Source organism: Desulfopila sp. IMCC35008, assembly GCF_010646885.2.
GTDB lineage: Bacteria > Desulfobacterota > Desulfobulbia > Desulfobulbales > Desulfocapsaceae > Desulfopila.
Genome location: NZ_CP050700.1, coordinates 2,753,493 through 2,769,891, shown reverse-complemented (window position 1 = coordinate 2,769,891; position 16,399 = coordinate 2,753,493). Strand labels below are relative to the sequence as shown.

9 protein-coding genes are annotated in these 16,399 nt (G+C 51.4%); 6 read left to right on the top strand and 3 right to left on the bottom strand.

From position 1 onward, the window contains the following. Nucleotides 1–186: 186 nt before the first annotated feature. The 3 genes from GA520_RS12170 to GA520_RS12160 are packed head-to-tail and all read right to left on the bottom strand — an operon-like array spanning nucleotide 187 to nucleotide 2,255. Nucleotides 187–618, bottom strand: a complete 432-nt coding sequence (locus GA520_RS12170) for a hypothetical protein (RefSeq protein ID WP_163339824.1) — start codon at nucleotides 616–618, stop codon at nucleotides 187–189. A gap of 35 nt (nucleotides 619–653) precedes the next feature. Beyond that, nucleotides 654–1,973, bottom strand: coding sequence for a DUF2254 domain-containing protein (locus GA520_RS12165; protein WP_163339825.1), 1,320 nt, complete (start codon nucleotides 1,971–1,973; stop codon nucleotides 654–656). A gap of 6 nt (nucleotides 1,974–1,979) precedes the next feature. Further along, on the bottom strand, nucleotides 1,980–2,255 hold the full coding sequence (locus GA520_RS12160; RefSeq protein WP_163339826.1) for a GlsB/YeaQ/YmgE family stress response membrane protein: 276 nt from the start codon (nucleotides 2,253–2,255) through the stop codon (nucleotides 1,980–1,982). A gap of 450 nt (nucleotides 2,256–2,705) precedes the next feature. On the opposite strand from GA520_RS12160, the gene GA520_RS12155 reads away from it, so the two are divergent. The 6 genes from GA520_RS12155 to GA520_RS12130 all read left to right on the top strand — a co-directional run bounded on the left by GA520_RS12155 (nucleotide 2,706) and on the right by GA520_RS12130 (nucleotide 16,363). Further along, the gene (locus tag GA520_RS12155) at nucleotides 2,706–3,002 is read left to right on the top strand and encodes a hypothetical protein (RefSeq protein ID WP_163339827.1); all 297 of its coding nucleotides are present in this window, start codon (nucleotides 2,706–2,708) and stop codon (nucleotides 3,000–3,002) included. A 51-nt stretch (nucleotides 3,003–3,053) separates the two neighbouring features. Further along, nucleotides 3,054–3,383 carry a putative quinol monooxygenase gene (locus tag GA520_RS12150; RefSeq protein WP_163339828.1) on the top strand — a complete coding sequence of 110 codons (330 nt, stop codon included), beginning with the start codon at nucleotides 3,054–3,056 and terminating at the stop codon, nucleotides 3,381–3,383. 37 nt (nucleotides 3,384–3,420) lie between these two features. Continuing rightward, nucleotides 3,421–4,932, top strand: coding sequence for a B12-binding domain-containing radical SAM protein (locus GA520_RS12145; RefSeq protein ID WP_163339829.1), 1,512 nt, complete (start codon nucleotides 3,421–3,423; stop codon nucleotides 4,930–4,932). Between the two features lie 128 nt (nucleotides 4,933–5,060). Next, nucleotides 5,061–6,107: an FtsH protease activity modulator HflK gene (gene hflK / locus GA520_RS12140; RefSeq protein ID WP_205749368.1), complete on the top strand. Its 1,047-nt coding sequence runs from the start codon at nucleotides 5,061–5,063 to the stop codon at nucleotides 6,105–6,107. Then, nucleotides 6,104–7,066: a protease modulator HflC gene (gene hflC / locus GA520_RS12135; RefSeq protein ID WP_163339830.1), complete on the top strand. Its 963-nt coding sequence runs from the start codon at nucleotides 6,104–6,106 to the stop codon at nucleotides 7,064–7,066. The genes hflK and hflC overlap by 4 nt, the downstream gene beginning before the upstream one ends. A 75-nt stretch (nucleotides 7,067–7,141) precedes the next feature. Next, nucleotides 7,142–16,363, top strand: coding sequence for a GH36-type glycosyl hydrolase domain-containing protein (locus GA520_RS12130; protein WP_163339831.1), 9,222 nt, complete (start codon nucleotides 7,142–7,144; stop codon nucleotides 16,361–16,363). Nucleotides 16,364–16,399 lie beyond the last annotated feature (36 nt).

Here is a 16,399-nt window from a genome sequence, read left to right as displayed (position 1 = left end):
GCGAATTCTGGCGGCCAGGGTTCTCTTCCTCCAGATACGCGTCTTCAATGTCGCGACGATGCCGAAAGTTATCCCGTATCAGAAATGTGGCATCCATACTGCGACCGGCTCCTGCTAAAGGGACGTTGTAGTCAACGTTGCTGCTGACGGTATCAGGTGTAGGAATCCAGGTTAGCCGTGTCGATACTATGGCACTGAAAAAAAAGATTTCACCTTGGCAACTATCTGGTTTTCAGTCAGGCTGTCACAGGGTTCAACTGCCGCAATGCGCACGTGTTCGCCTTTTATTTTCTCAATCTCTTTTGACAGTTCAATTTTCGCCTCCCCTGGGCCCAGAATGTAGAGTGTGTCTACTTTACCAGTCTTTTCGATTACCTCTTGATAGAAATTATGAAACTGGTGCTTACGGCGCTCGTCCGCTGTTTGTTCTTTTGATACTGACTGAGCCACGTTTGTGCCAGAGGCCTTCCAGCCACCTGATGGACGAAAGTGGCTTTCGGCGTTCGACTCGATCCGCTCAATCGTTGTTTGGGCGTCGTGTAAAGAGACTAGAATTGCCTCTTTGTGATCGATCCAGATCCCCATCTTTTGTATCATGGTGCGATCAGATTTTGTCATATTGCATCCTGTGTTGTGTCATTGTTTTTTTTCTGTCAGCATCTCACAAACGACTCGCGTACCTGTGTAAGTCTGCTCTGAAATTTTTCCCGGTCGTGGGGGAACTCGATGCTGCTTTCGGCCAGATCAGCCAGGCATTGCACTTTATTCTCGACGTGCCTGCACCGACCAGAGTTGGTTGTTTGACCTGCAATGGTTTGTAGTGCACCGAGCATCCGCAGCATGATCGCGACGTTACTTGCACCGTGCTGTCGTACCTGGTCGAAAGACTCCGACAGCAGGCTCTCGAAGCTCGGGCCACGAGCAATGACTCGCAGCTCTCCATTCTCCAAGAATTGTGGGGGCTCAATCCTACGTGTTGCAAGTTGAACCATTATCGCCGCCAGGTAATCAACACACATAATTGCGGTGGTTGTGTCGTTAATGCCTGGTGAAAGAGCCTTCATTGCGATGTCCACGATCTGCCGAATGCCAAAGGAGGCATCCTGGTCTACAGTGCGCTGGTTGCTGATGATATAAATAGAGTTCAACCTGGCTGTCATCTCATCGCTTGGATTGATCAGGTTCATTACCGAGACGAGTGGTGTCCCCTGTATGATAAATTCTCCTACTCCGCGGTCCATCCGCAAAATGACTCGCTGTTCCTGAGCTATCGCAAACAATGTGCTCATGTTGACGCTCTCGATGTAACCGGTTTTCCAGGCGGAAATGGCAGTCCAGGGGCGATGGACTAGAGACGTCAATAAAGCATCGGTTCTGTTTTCGTCATCATTGTCATCCAGTCGTTCTGGAAACAGCTTATCCACAGTCAGCATTGTCTCCTGGGCGGCACCGGCTATAATGCTCGACGCCTGGATAGACATCGAGATGTGGTGGATGAAGAAGATCAGAACACCGATCCCAACAAAGGCGAAGAGCAAACCGACCAGCACTGCCAGGGCAGGGACAAACATCCCCTCATCCCCACCCCGGATGGTCCGGAGTACAACCAGGCAGTAGGCGAAGATACCAACAAAGACGCCGAGCACACTCTGGTTGACACGATTACGCATAAAATTACGAATGACTCGCGAGGTGTATTGACTGGAAGTCTGAGAGAGAGCGAGGATGGTAATGGAGAAGACTAATCCGGCTACGGTGATCATTGAGCTGGCAACGGTGGTAAGCAGGCCACGGGCTCCGGCCGCACCTGATCCGAAGAGCAGCGGCCATCGTTCGACAATCTCCTGGTCGAGGTTCGTATCCATAACTATCAGGATTGTGGCGAGCACTACGGCGTCCAGGACCATCACTGTGGGGACGAACCAAAAACTCGACCGCTTTTCCTGCCACCAATATCTGAGTTTCGTCAGCATTCGTGGTTACTCCTCTGTGTCTGGGCCGTTTTTTCTTTTTCTGGCGAATTCGATCACATAAATCAACACGATGGCTCCTGCAGCAGCAGTGACCATTGAACCTATCAGACCGCCTGCAAAAATTGCCAACAGCCTGAACAAGAAGCCGCCTATAACGCCGCCGATAATGCCCACAAAAATATTACCTGGGAGACCAAAGCCTCCACCGGGCACTAACCGTCCCCCAAGCCAACCGGTAATTGCTCCAATTACCAGAAAAATCACCAAGCTTTCCATGTTCATTGTATTCCTCCTGAAGTGACAATTCCGTGTACCAGCAAATATCCCTCATCTGCCTCTATTGGGAAAAAACCTTTCGTTTCTGAATGGACACAACCTGACAATATTCTTGCAATCTTTGTGCCAGGGGCTCCGTGCAAAATTTGGTGTCAACGATCGTTCTGGTATACGACAATATTTAGTGAAATGTTGGGCCTGGGCGTAGCTTCGAAAGTGAGGGATCGAAGGTCATATATGACCATTTGGCCATATACGACCTCAAGTGTGTCGGTGGCTCAGTACACACAGCTCCGGTTACATTCGAAAATTTCTCTCAGAAAACAAAGGGGCTGGGCGTGGTCAATGAATGTGGATGAACTCTGGCATGATGATTGCTTTATTGTGATTGTGGGTACACTTCTGCAAAAGTTCATTACGTGTGGAAGATATGAAGAGAAAACTGAGGAGAATACGATGAGTAATAAAAAATTACTATTGGAGAAAATAGAAAAAGACCTTGAGCAGGCCCAAAAGAAACTCATTGATTTCAAGGCACAGATGAAAAGCGGAACAGCCGCAGTGCGTGCCGAAAACACTGAACGCATACATATTTTGCAGCAGCGAATAGAGGAGGCGAAAACCCGGTTGTCTGAATTGAATCACCTCCCGGAGAGCGTGCCTGAGCAAATCATCGACGGGGCAGAGGATGCCTGGCGCGCGTTACAAGATTCGCTTCGGGATGCCGTATCAACCTTTGAAGGACACCATTAATCTGTTTGAACGACTTTCCAGGATCCGGTTGGAATGAGAGGTGCCGCAGCTATGATTATTGTCAGAACAATTCTGAACACCCTGCCGGAGAAGCAGAAAGAGGTTATACAAACGCTTCTGTCAATGGTTTCACCACCTGCAGACGGCACTGGACTTCTTCATTGGGGAATCTACACTGATATCGAAGACTGCAATGTTTTCCATTTGATTTCGGAGTGGGAGAACCGCAGGCATCTCAATCGTCACCTGAATTCTGATACCTTCAGCGTATTGCTCGGTACCAAGAGTCTCCTCTCGAAACCGATAGAAATTTATATTCACCAGGTTGCTGCTGTTGAGAACATCGATGTCGTTTATGCAGTGCGGAAGGAGAGCAGCTGATACATCGCACACTGCTTATAAGGAGGATATTGCTGAAATGAATGTTTTGCTCGTGAATCCCAAATTTCCTGAGACGTTTTGGTCTTTTACCTACGCCTTAAGTTTTATCGGCAAGAAATCGGCTTTTCCGCCTCTTGGCCTGCTAACTGTTGCCGCCATGCTGCCTGATGAATGGAATAAGCGCCTTGTTGATCTCAATACCCAAAGTCTCTCAAACGAGTCACTGCTGTGGGCGGATATGGTGTTGCTGACCGGCATGGCCGTGCAGCGTGCCTCTGCCCGAAACATAATACACCGATGCAGATTGATGCAGGTGAAAGTTGTTGCCGGTGGCCCTCTGTTTTCCTCTGAACCCGAAGCATTTCCAGAGGTCGATCATCTCGTGCTCGACGAGGCGGAAATGACGTTGCCTGCATTCCTTTCGGATCTTATGGCAGGCAAGGCAAAAAAAACCTATCGGGCGCTGGACTTCTGCAATCTCAACACCATTCCGGTTCCCTTGTGGGAGCTGATACAGACCAGGCAATATGCTTCCATGAACATCCAGTTTTCCAGGGGATGCCCTTATAACTGCGAATTCTGTAATGTCACAGCACTGTTCGGTAGACGGTCGCGGACAAAGACACCGCAGCAGATAACCACTGAACTCGATCATATCTATGCGACGGGCTGGCGCGGCTCAATATTTTTTGTTGATGATAATTTTATCGGTAATAAGGGCTTTTTAAAAACCCGCTTGCTGCCGTCTCTGATCGAATGGCGTAAAGGGAAAAAGGGATGTGTATTCTTCACAGAATCCTCAATCAATCTCGCCGATGACCCTGAGTTAATGGAATTGATGGTCCAGGCCGGGTTTGATTCTGTCTTCATAGGTATCGAGTCACCTGATGAGACGAGTCTTACTGAATGCCAGAAGCACCAGAATACCAACCGTAATCTTCTCGAAAGTGTCAAGAGAATCCATCGTTCGGGCCTACAGGTGATGGGAGGCTTCATTGTCGGATTTGACAGTGATCTGCCATCAATCTTTCAACGGCAGATCGATTTTATCCAGAACAGTGGCATCGTCATCGCCATGGTCGGTATGCTCCAGGCCCCGCCGGGAACCCGCCTTTTCGAACGACTCAAAGAGGAGAGCCGCATCGTGCTGCTCTTTTCCGGAGATAATGTTGACGGTACGACAAACATCATTCCCCAAATGGGCTTAGAGAATCTTCTGGGAGGCTATACGTCGATCATGAAGCATATATACTCCCCGAGAAACTATTATCGGCGGGTCAGGACATTACTCCGTGAGCTGAAGGCGCCCAAAAGTACCATGCCCCTGAACATGCAGCGATTCCTGTCATTTTTTCGAGCCGGCTTTCGCCTGGGTGTTCTCGGCAAGGAGCGTTTCTACTACTGGCATCTACTGCTCTGGACCCTGACCCGCAGGCCCAGCCAGATAGCCTTGGCTATCACGCTTTCAATATACGGCTATCACTATAGAAAAATATGTGAACTCTATATTGATACAGACAGGTGTGGATACCAAGAGCAGGGAAACTGATGTTTTGGGCTCACAAAGGCATTGCGATCAGTTGATAATGAAGGACCAGGCTCAAAGTAACGAGTCGATATGTATACTGTCTCCATAAATATTCACCTGAATATACACGGGGACAAAGGAGGCTCGCCATGTCTGAATGGAACGAATCCCTTGGGAAATCACTCAAGCAGTTTCTCGAAATGGTGGAAACCCACGGTCTGAAGAGAAGTGATTTCAACCCCCGACAGGTTCTATTGCTTATCGTTTTTCTGGTTGCCGCGGCACTGTTGGGAACTTCCTGGTACACCGTACAGCCGGAAGAAACCGGAATCGTGCAACGATTCGGTAAGGTTATGCGCTCGGCCGGCCCAGGGCTGCATTTCAAATTGCCGCTTGGTATCGAAACAGTTCGGCTGTTGCCGACTGCCCGGGTTTTAAAAGAGGAGTTCGGTTTCAGGACAATGTCCTCACTGCCGGGCGAGAAGACCCGTTATGAGCCGAGCGGCTCGTATAAGGATGAGTCACTGATGCTCACCGGCGATCTCAACGTGATCGATGTGCAGTGGATTATCCAGTACCGCATTGAAGATCCGATTCTCTATCTGTTCCAGGTACGTAATACACCCAAGACCATTCGCGACACCGCCGAGGCGATCATGCGCAGGGCTGTAGGCAATCGCCTTGGCAGTGATGTTCTGACAACCGGTCGGGTTGCCGTTGCCAGTGAAGCAAAAGTCGAGATTCAAAAGGTCCTGACAAATTATCAGACTGGTGTGCGCCTGGTTACCGTCGAGCTACAGGATGTAACACCTCCGGACAGCGTGAAGCCTGCCTTCAACGAAGTGAACGAATCACGGCAGGATAAAGAACGGACCATCAATATAGCCCAGGAACGGGCCAACCGCGAGATCCCGAAAGCACGCGGCGTTGCAACCCAGAGCATCAGCGAGGCCGAAGGTTATGCCCTTGAGCGGATTAACAGGGCCGAAGGCGAGGCAACCCGCTTTTCAGCGATACTGGCTGAATATCAGAAAGCGCCGCAGGTTACGCGCAGACGACTCTACCTCGAGACAATGACCGACTTTTTGGCTGAGATGAAGGGGCTTTATATCGTCGATAAGGATCAGAAGGCGATGGTTCCCTGGCTCCCGCTGGAGTCTGCCGAGGGTGCTTCAGCCGGAGGAGGAAAACCATGAACAAACAATTAAAAGTAATCGGTATCGTGGTCGTGGTGCTGGCTTTTTTAGGCGTGTCCGGAGTCTTCTATACCCTGGAAGAGGGCCAGCAGGCAATTGTCGTCCAGTTTGGCCGACCGGTGGGTGAGCCGATAACCGAGGCTGGTCTGCATATGAAACTGCCGTTTGTCCAGGAGGTCCGACGCTTTGAAAAACGGTTGCTTATTTGGGACGGTGATCCAAACCAGATCCCTACCAAGGGGCGGGAATTCATCTGGGTAGACACCACAGCGCGCTGGCGGATTGCAGATGCCAGGAAGTTCCTGGAGAACGTTGCCAGTGAGGAGGGCGCCCAGTCTCGTTTGAATGATATCCTCGATTCCGTAGTGCGGGATCAGGTGTCGAGCAGCGAACTCGTTGAGCTTGTCCGCTCCGCATCGTGGGAGCTCCCCGAGCAGGAGGCGCTACAGGATATCCCCAAAGAGAGAGAAGAGGAGTTAAAGCGAGCAATAGCCCGGGGCCGCGAGGAGATAACCCGAACGATACTGACCGAAGCGCAAAGGATCATTCCGCAATATGGTATCGAGCTGGTCGATGTGCGTATTAAGCGTCTCGATTATGTGGAGAGTGTCCGGGAAAAAGTCTACGAACGGATGATCTCGGAGCGCAAGCGCATCGCTGCCCAGTTCCGCTCGGAAGGCGAAGGACGCAGTGCCGAGATTCTCGGTGAGATGGAAAAGGAGCTGCGTCAGATTCGCTCAACAGCCTATCGCCGGGCACAGGAAATCCAGGGTGCTGCAGATGCACGGGCCACAGGGATATATGGTTCCGCCTATAATAACAATCCGAATTTTTATGCCTTTCTGCAGACCCTTGAGAGTTACAAAGAGAAGCCGAACCAGAACTCCGTGCTCATCCTCACCACAGAGAGTGATTTTTATCAATACATCAAAAAGGCGAATCCTGATGGAATGCAGTAGGCACCGGTGGGTACATCTTGGAGGGTGGGCGTTGAACAACGCGAGCCGACCCGAAGTCGCGCAGGGAGGCAATATATGGGCCTGACCACACTTATCGGGTATTTTACGGAGAAGACAGAAGCTCAACTGGCTTTTAAGGGGCTAGCAGGCAAAGGCTGCCGGAGGCTTGTGCTGCTCAGCAAAAATGCTGACAGTGAGGTTCAGCAGACAGCTCCTTTTCTCTCTCGCTACGCTTACTTTCTTATCGTCGCCGCGATTTTCTGTGGTGTGCTTGCATGGAGCACCCCTCCTCTTTTCAGATGGTATAACCTGATTGAAAGACAGGAATTTTATGGGTTGCCGTTTCATCTGGGCGGGTCCGCCTTTGCTCTTCTTGCGATTCTTATCTGGCTCCAACGTTTCAGTAATTGCGTGGAAAAAACCATCTTGCAGGAGCATGCACGGTGGCTGATTCCCGGAGAATCAGTTGTTATTCTGCAGGCGTCACCAGAATCTCTCAAACGTCTGGTGATATTTCTTCGTGAAAGCAACACGATTCCTCCACAACTCTTTATCCAGCATCCGAGTTACGAGCGACGTTCAGCCACACGAACACCAGGAGTTCGATTTACTCTTACACAGCTTACCAGGCATGCTTTCCGTTATGCCCGCAGGCAAACGACAGCTCCAAAGTTGCGAAGCGGTGTTGAATTGCTCCGACGCCTGAAACAGTCGGGCAAGTGGGTTGAGCGTGCCTGCAGTGACCTCTCTGCGGCAAAGCGCCTTGAGCAGAAAGCTACTCCTGCGGCCGATTGGATTCTTGATAATGAGTATATCCTTGAGCGGAATGTCCGCGATGTCTTACGAAACCTGCCAAAGCGATTTTTTCTAAAACTGCCTGTACTAGCCGCAGACCCCTATCGGGGCATGCCATATATTTATGGGTTGGCTAAAGACTTTGTTGCCCATACTGACCAGTATTTAGACAGAGATAATATTCTGGTGTTTCTCGATGCATGTCAGGATGAGCGCGTACTGTCGATTGGAGAATTGTGGGCAATTCCCCAAATGATCCGTATTGCCCTGATTGAAAGTATCCATAATATGGTAATCATCGCCCTGGGTGACCTGCGCGAACGTCAGCTTGCTGATTTCTGGGCAAACCGGCTTATTACTGCCAATCAACAGGATTCCAATACCCTTTTCGCAGTACTGGCTGAGCTTTCAAAAAAAGAGTTTCTACCCAGTCCGTATTTCAGTTCGCAGCTGGTTGGCCTCCTGTACGATGAACCCTCTGTCTTATCACCGGTTCGAGACTGGCTTGAGCGTGTACATAAAAAACCGCTGCATGATCTCAATATTCGTGAGCAGAAACGGCAGACTTGCGAGCAGGTGTCCTGCGGAAACGCCTTTACCAGCTTGCGTCAGCTCACAATGCTTGACTGGCGTGAGATGTTTGAGAAGCTCAGTCGGGTGGAACAGATCCTGCGAAATGAGCCACGTGGCGTCTACAGCATGATGGATTTTGCTACCCGTGACCGTTGTCGGCAAGCAGTTGAAGAACTCGCCTACAATTCCGCTCAGGCTGAGGAACATATTGCCGAGCGTGTCGTAGAACTGGCTGCCCGGTCACTGCAAGAATCGGCAGATGATGACCTGCGCAACTATGTCAGTAGCTGGCTGATCGGTGAGGGACGCAGGGAACTCGCAGGGTTGATCTCCTGCCGTGAAAGTCTGCGTCACAGAATACTTGCCTGGACCTACCGGCATCACACTTCGGTCTACTTCGCCTTTGTGGGCTCAACCCTGACCGCATTGGTAACGGCAATCGTCGGTTTTTCTCTGCATTCAGGTTTCATGGTGACCTCTTGGTCGCAAACCATGATTGGTCTGGGATGTATCGTTCTGGCCCTTGTTGTTCCGGTCAGTCAGTTGGCGATTGAAGTGGTCAACTATGTCGTTACACGTTTTTTACCTCCCCGCTCCTTAGCAAAAATGGATTTCAAAAAAACCGGAATTCCTGACGAATTCCGGACCCTGGTCGTTGTGCCGGTTATGTTGGCGGATGCCGGGACAGTTGATGCTGAGGTCGAAAAACTGGAAATCCGATATCTGGCCAATAAGGAAACCAACCTCTTTTTTAGTTTGTTTTCCGATTACACCGATGCGGATACGGCAACACGACCTGCAGATGCCTCCTTGCTGGCTCGGGCTATTGAGGCTGTTGCAACACTCAACCAGCGGTATGGGGATGAACGTTTTTTTCTGTTTCACCGGGAGCGAACGTGGAGCGAATCAGAACAGAAATATATTGGCTGGGAGCGTAAGCGCGGCAAACTGGAAGAACTCAACAACCTCATCGACGGCTCGAGGCCGGAGAATGCACCATCTCTCGTCTATATCGGTAACGAGCAGCAATTGGCCGACATTCGCTTTGTTATTACCTTGGACAGCGATACCCGTCTTCCGCACTCCACAGCCAGGAAAATGGTGGAAACGCTCGCTCATCCGCTGAATCAGCCGCGCTTTGATAGTGAGGGCAGGATTGCCGCCGGCTCCTATACCATTATTCAGCCTCGGGTGAGCCCGACCTTAGAGAGCTCAAGCGCATCACTCTTTAGCAGGCTGTTCAGTGATCCAGTTGGCATCGACCCCTATACTGCGGCCGTTTCCGATGTGTATCAGGATCTCAGTGGAGAAGGCAGCTATCAGGGGAAAGGAATCTATGATGTGCGCGCTTTTGCCCGCGCACTCTCAGGACGTTTTCCGGCGGAACGCATCCTCAGTCATGACCTGATCGAGGGCGCGTATGTCCGGGTAGGGCTCGCCAGCGATATTGAGCTCTATGACGATTTCCCAGCACATTACCAGGTGTACAGTAATCGTTCGCACCGTTGGATTCGTGGCGATTGGCAGATTGCGACCTGGATGTTGCCTCGTGTTCCGCTGGCAGGAGGAGACCACGCCCGAAACCCTTTGTCAGCTCTTAATCGGTGGAAGATATTTGACAACCTGCGAAGAAGCCTGGTTCCCTTTGCCAATATTGTTTTCCTTGTACTGGCCTGGTCTGTTTCTCCACAAATGGCTGGGCTTGCTGCTCTGGTAGTTTGTTCGCAGCTGATCTTTCATGCTGTGTCACACAACTTTACCATGGCAACCAGTGGCAAGAGTTTACGGCTTTTTTCGCTCTCCAAATTGATTCATGATCTCTTACGGGCTTTTGCCGATGCAGCCTTTCTGCCCGGCCAGGCAGCTGTCTCTTTAGATGCAGCGATTCGGGCAACATTCCGTACGAAAATTTCAGGCCGCCACATGCTTGAGTGGACAACCGGGGCAACGGTCTGCAGTGTGTCTTCATGGAAATCACTCTTTGCTCTGACCCTTTCACTGGGAAGTATTGCGAGTGTGGTGCTGGGGGTGGCTGTATGGCAGGTGGCTCCAGGAAGTCTTGCCCCGTCAGTACCATGGCTTGTTCTCTGGTTTTTCGCACCTGTGCTCGGCTGGCTTTTGAACAGAAAGGTTGTCGATAAGCAGAAATCTTTTCGCGTATCTGAGAGGGATATTCGTTTCTTAAGAATGGTTTCCAGGCGTACCTGGCGTTACTTTTCCTCATTTGTCAACACGGACACCAACTGGCTCCCACCCGATAATTATCAGGTCGCTCATCAGGATCAGTTGGCTATGCGGACCAGTCCCACCAATATCGGACTCTATATGACCAGCGTTCTTGGGGCGTATGATTCGGGTTATCTGACCATTAATCAGGTAGTAGACAAGCTGACCAGTACCATGGCAACCATCAGGCAATTGCAGCGCTATCGAGGCCATTTGCTCAACTGGTACGATATAAGCACACTGCAGCCACTTGAGCCCCGTTATGTTTCGACGGTGGACAGCGGTAACCTGCTTGGCTGCCTCTGGGCTCTGGGGCATGGTCTTGAAGAGATTGTGCAGTTTCCTCTTCTGGAATCACGAGCTCTCGCAGGTATTGCTGATACCATCGGGATAGTCCAGGCGGATTCGGTAAAACCTGCGATGTACAGTGATCTTGAAAATATACTGACACAATTTCTCGTTAAAGAGCAGGCAGCGCCAGCGGATATCCTGGCGATACTCGGTATGCAGCGGGCCATCGAGGCAAAGATAAGTTCTGTTGCTGGCATTTCAGCAACTTCGGGTTGGGAATATGAGCTGCAGCAGCAGATAGAAGCCTGGGCTGTGGGCAGCAGTCGTTATCTTTCATGGCTCGAAATCCTCTCGGAAAAAACTGAAGAGGAGCTTGCCGTACTGGGCTCCGAAGCATTGTCTGCCATTCGTCATGATCTGCAAACGGCGCCCTCACTTGCTGCGCTTGCCGGCGGCAAGATCGGTTCTATCAACATTGTTAACAAACTTCGCGCATCCACTGTTGAACTTTCCGCAGAACTTGCCGGTTGGCTTGACCGGGTTGCTGAAGCGTTTGCCACCTCGCAGTGGCTGGCCGGTGAGACATTAGCGCAGATTGAACGCCTGATAACTGAGATCCGGGAATTGTCTGAAGAAATGCAGATGGGTTTCTTATATGATTCCGGACATAAACTTTTCTCTATTGGTTATAATGTTTCCACCAGCTGTCTCGATGGTTCACGGTATGATTTGTTGGCCAGCGAGGCGCGTTTTGGCAGTTTTGTCGCCATTGCCCGGGGTGATGTGTCACTTGAGCATTGGTTTGCCCTTGGCCGCCTCTATGGCGCTGTCGGGGGAAAACGTGTTCTGCTCAGCTGGACCGGGACCATGTTTGAGTATCTGATGCCGCTGCTGTTCCAGCGTACATATGTCAATTCGCTGCTGGATAAGGCTGCCCGGGAGGCTGTTGGGATACAGGTCGCTTATGGACGAAAACATCGCGTCCCCTGGGGTATTTCCGAATCGGCCTTTGCTAATCTCGATCTCAATAAAACCTATCAGTACAAGGCGTTTGGGGTTTCAGCGCTTGGTTTAAAACAGGGCTCAGAGGAACAACTTGTGGTTTCTCCCTATGCAACGCTGCTGGCCTTGAATGTGGTGCCGACAGAGGCAGTGAAGAATCTTCAACGCATGTCAGCCATTGGTTTGCTTGGTGATTACGGGTACTACGAATCCATTGACTATAGTCGAAAAACAGAGCGGGAGGGTGGTCGCGGGGTCGTCATCGAGGCGTATATGGCTCACCATCAGGGCATGGCCTTTCTGGCACTGACGAATTTTCTCTATAACCAGCCATTTTCCCGCCGCTTTCATAGTGATTCTCGGGTGCAGGCTTTTGAAGCTTTGCTCCAGGAGCGTATTCCTTCACTGCCACCGTTACATCTGGCGGAGGCCATACACCGTGAGCCTGTATTGCTGCTCGAAGATCTGACATCTCCGGCAGGCACCATCTTTACCTCCCCCCATACACCATGGCCCAGAAGTCTGCTGCTCAGCAATGGCCGTTACGGTCTGATGGTAACCAACAACGGTGGTGGATACAGCCAGTTGGGAGATCAGGAACTGACACGCTGGCGAGCTTATCAGACCTCTGATTCGATGGGGATTTTCTGTTATATACACGAGGTCGATCGCGATCGTCTCTGGTCGGCCACCTATCATCCAGTTGGTGGCGAAGTTGAAGGATATTCAGCAGAGTTTACCCTCGATCGTGCTGTCTTCCGGCGCGTCAATGAGGATCTCCACACCGAGGTTGAGGTAATTGTCTCCCAGGAGGATGATGCTGAACTGCGGCGGATTACCTTTATTAACCACTCGTCTCGTGAACGGATACTTGATCTTACCAGCTATGTGGAGCTTTCCATGGCACCACATAATGCTGACCTACAACACCCGGCCTTCAACAAACTCTTCATCCAGACGGAGGCTCTCCCAGAACAACAGGTGCTTCTTGCCTACCGGCGACTTCGGAGTGAACATGATCACCCCCTGGTTGTCGCCCATCGCCTATTGGTCCATCACAACGGTGATGAATTTTCGTATCAACCCAACTGGCAGTTTGAGACTGATCGGGGACAATTTGTCGGTCGCGGCCATACCCTTGCCAATCCCATGGGAGCAAGACGGGATTTAGGAGAAAATCAGGGATTTGTTCTTGATCCGGTCATGAGTGTCCGCCAGTCTCTCACCTTAAAACCGGAAGAGCGCGCTCAGGTTACGCTGATACTTGTTGCCGGCAGTACCAGGGAAGAGGTACTGCTGCTGATTGATAAGTATAGTGATAGTCATGCAATAGAGCGTGCCATGAATTTTGCCTGGCGTGCAGCCCAACAGCAGTTGCAGGTTCTGCAAATTCAACCCGATGAGGCGCGGCGGTTTCAGCAGCTGGCAGGCCACTTGCTGTTCCCTCGTCAGCGCCTGCGTGCGCCGGCCAAGCGTCTTGCGGAAAACCGTAAGGGTCAATCGGGTTTGTGGCCGTATGGGATTTCGGGAGATCTGCCGCTGGTGCTTGTCATGATAGGAGATGTGCGGGACCTCAGCCTGATTCGCCAGATGCTGCAGGCTCACACTTATTGGCGGATGCAGGGTTTCGCTACCGATCTACTGATTGTCAACGAGGAGTCCGGCGGGTATCAGCGACCGCTTCAGGAACGGTTGGAACAGATGATTCAGGTGTATGCTCTTGCCGCAGCTGCGGATCGAGGCGGGAACGTCTATCTGCAGCACGCACCTCAGGTGCCTGAGAGTGACCTGAAGCTTTTCACAGCTACGGCCAGTGTGGTACTGCTGGCTGCCCGCGGTACCCTGCCGCAACAGTTAGGGCGACCAATCGAAGTTGCCGTTCAGTTGATGAAGTTGCCGAGAAAATCAGCACTTCAGGAGCCTTCTGCACCACTTCCATTCCTGGAGTTGCACTATTTCAACAGCCTTGGCGGTTTTACTCAGGATGGTAGCGAGTACGCAATATACCTCGGTCCGAATATCAATACCCCCGCGCCATGGGTAAACGTTATTGCCAACCCGATGTTCGGTACGCTGGTCAGCGAAACCGGTTCAGGTTTTACCTGGTTTGGTAACAGCCAGCGCAATCGCCTGACAGGCTGGTCCAATGACCCGGTAATCGACCCGCCATCCGAAGCCGTCTATATCCGGGACGAAGAAACTGGAGAGTTCTGGTCGCCTACTGCTGCCCCGATCCGTCAGGAAAGTGCCTATCGGGCCAGGCATGGGGCGGGATATACGGTGTTTGAACATAACAGCAGCTCTATTGAGCAGGAACTGACTGTTTTCGTACCGGTGAATGATGACGGAGGGGAACCGGTCAAGATGCAGCGGCTCAAACTGACGAACAGCTCATCGAGGCCTCGCAAGTTGTCGGTAACGTATTATGTGGAGCTGACCCTTGGTGAAAACCGGGAAACGTCCTGGATGCACACCGTAACCGAATGGGACGAAGATACTCACGCTGTGCTTGCCAGAAATTATTACCATCCCGAGTATCCGGAGCGCATTACCTTTGCCTCTATTTCTCCAAGGGCAGAGAGCTATGGTTGTGATCGCCATCACTTTGTTGGCCGTAATCGCTCACTTGCCAACCCAGCAGCAATGGAACAGGTGCAGTTGTCAGAGCGAAGTGGTGCGGGATTGGACCCCTGTGCTGCGCTCCGTGTCACGGTAGAGATACGACCTGGTGAGGTGCGTTATATCAGCTGTCTGCTTGGCCAGGCTGGGACAATAGAACAGGCGAGGGAACTGCTGGAGCGTTTTCAAAATGATGATGCTTTTACAGTGGCTTTTAATGAGACGAGATCCTGGTGGAACAGGCTACTAGGCACAATTGCAGTGCAGACACCCGAGCTTGGCGTTAACCTTCTGGTGAATCGATGGCTCCAGTACCAGACCTTAAGCTGCAGGATCTGGGGCCGTTCAGGTTTTTACCAGTCAGGTGGTGCCTTTGGTTTTCGTGATCAGCTGCAGGATGTCATGGCCTTTCTCGCTGTTCGTCCTGAAATAGCCCGTGAGCAGATTCTGCTGTCGGCGAGCCGGCAGTTCCAAGAAGGGGATGTCCAGCACTGGTGGCATGAGCCGTCCGGCGCTGGTATTCGTTCCCGAATTTCTGATGATCTGCTCTGGCTCCCATATGTTGTCGCAGAGTATGTGCGGGCAACCGGTGACAGTGATATCCTGGCTGTCGAGGTGCCTTTTATCCATGCACCTGAGCTTGAAGACGATCAGTATGAACTCTTTATAGTACCTGAGGTCACTTCTGAACGGGCCTCGATCTTTGAACACTGTAGGCGGGCCGTCAGTCGCGGCTTGACTGTAAGTTCCCTCCATGGCCTGCCTTTGATCGGCACAGGAGACTGGAACGACGGAATGAATCTGGTGGGTGCCAAAGGGAAAGGAGAAAGCGTATGGCTGGCCTGGTTCCTGTGTGATGTGTTGGAAAGAATGGCAGAGCTGTCAATATCTGTAGAGAGGATCGAACTCCGCGAGGACTATCTCACCAAACGGGAGAAGCTCATTCATCTCATCGAAAAGGAGGCATGGGATGGCCAGTGGTATTTGCGTGGCACATTCGATGATGGCAGCCTGCTCGGTTCCGCCACAAACAGCGAAGCGAAAATCGACTCCTTGCCCCAATCCTGGGCCTGGCTTTCCGGGGCAGCTGATCCGACACGAGCCAATGAGGCGATCGAGTCTGCCTGGGAGCATCTCGTTCATGAGGATGAACGGGTTGTGCAGCTTTTTAAACCACCATTTGAGAGTGCAGATCCCTCTCCAGGATATATTAAAGGGTATCCGCCAGGAGTGCGGGAGAACGGTGGTCAGTACACCCATGCAGCCCTCTGGATGGCAATGGCGATGGCCCGCAAAGGTGATGGCGAGAGGGCGGCAAAGCTGTTGCGCCTTCAGAATCCGATTGAACATGCCCGTGATGCAGAGGCAGTCTGGCGTTATAGGGTAGAGCCCTATGTTGTGGCCGCTGATGTCTACCGGTTACCAGGAAAAATCGGTCAGGGGGGATGGTCCTGGTATACCGGTTCAGCATCGTGGATGTATCGAGCCTGGATCGAAGAGGTCCTCGGTGTGCAGATAAGAAATGGTGAATTGCGGATACATCCTGTTTTTCCTGATAGCTGGGATGGGTTCAGTGTCCGGTTGAGGTACGGAGAGGCCATATACGACATCAAAGTGGAAAATTCCCATGGCTGCGGATGTGGCGTAGAATCTTTAGAGATAGATGGCAAAGTGCAGACTGAAGCAACACTTTGCCTTGAGAAAGATCCCATCAAGCACCGGATAATCGTCAAGATGGCAGATCATCAACAATCACATCTGCACGCAGGAAAACTTGCTGAGGTTCTGTGAGGGGTTTCTTGAAAACGATCGTACTCAAGGAGACTG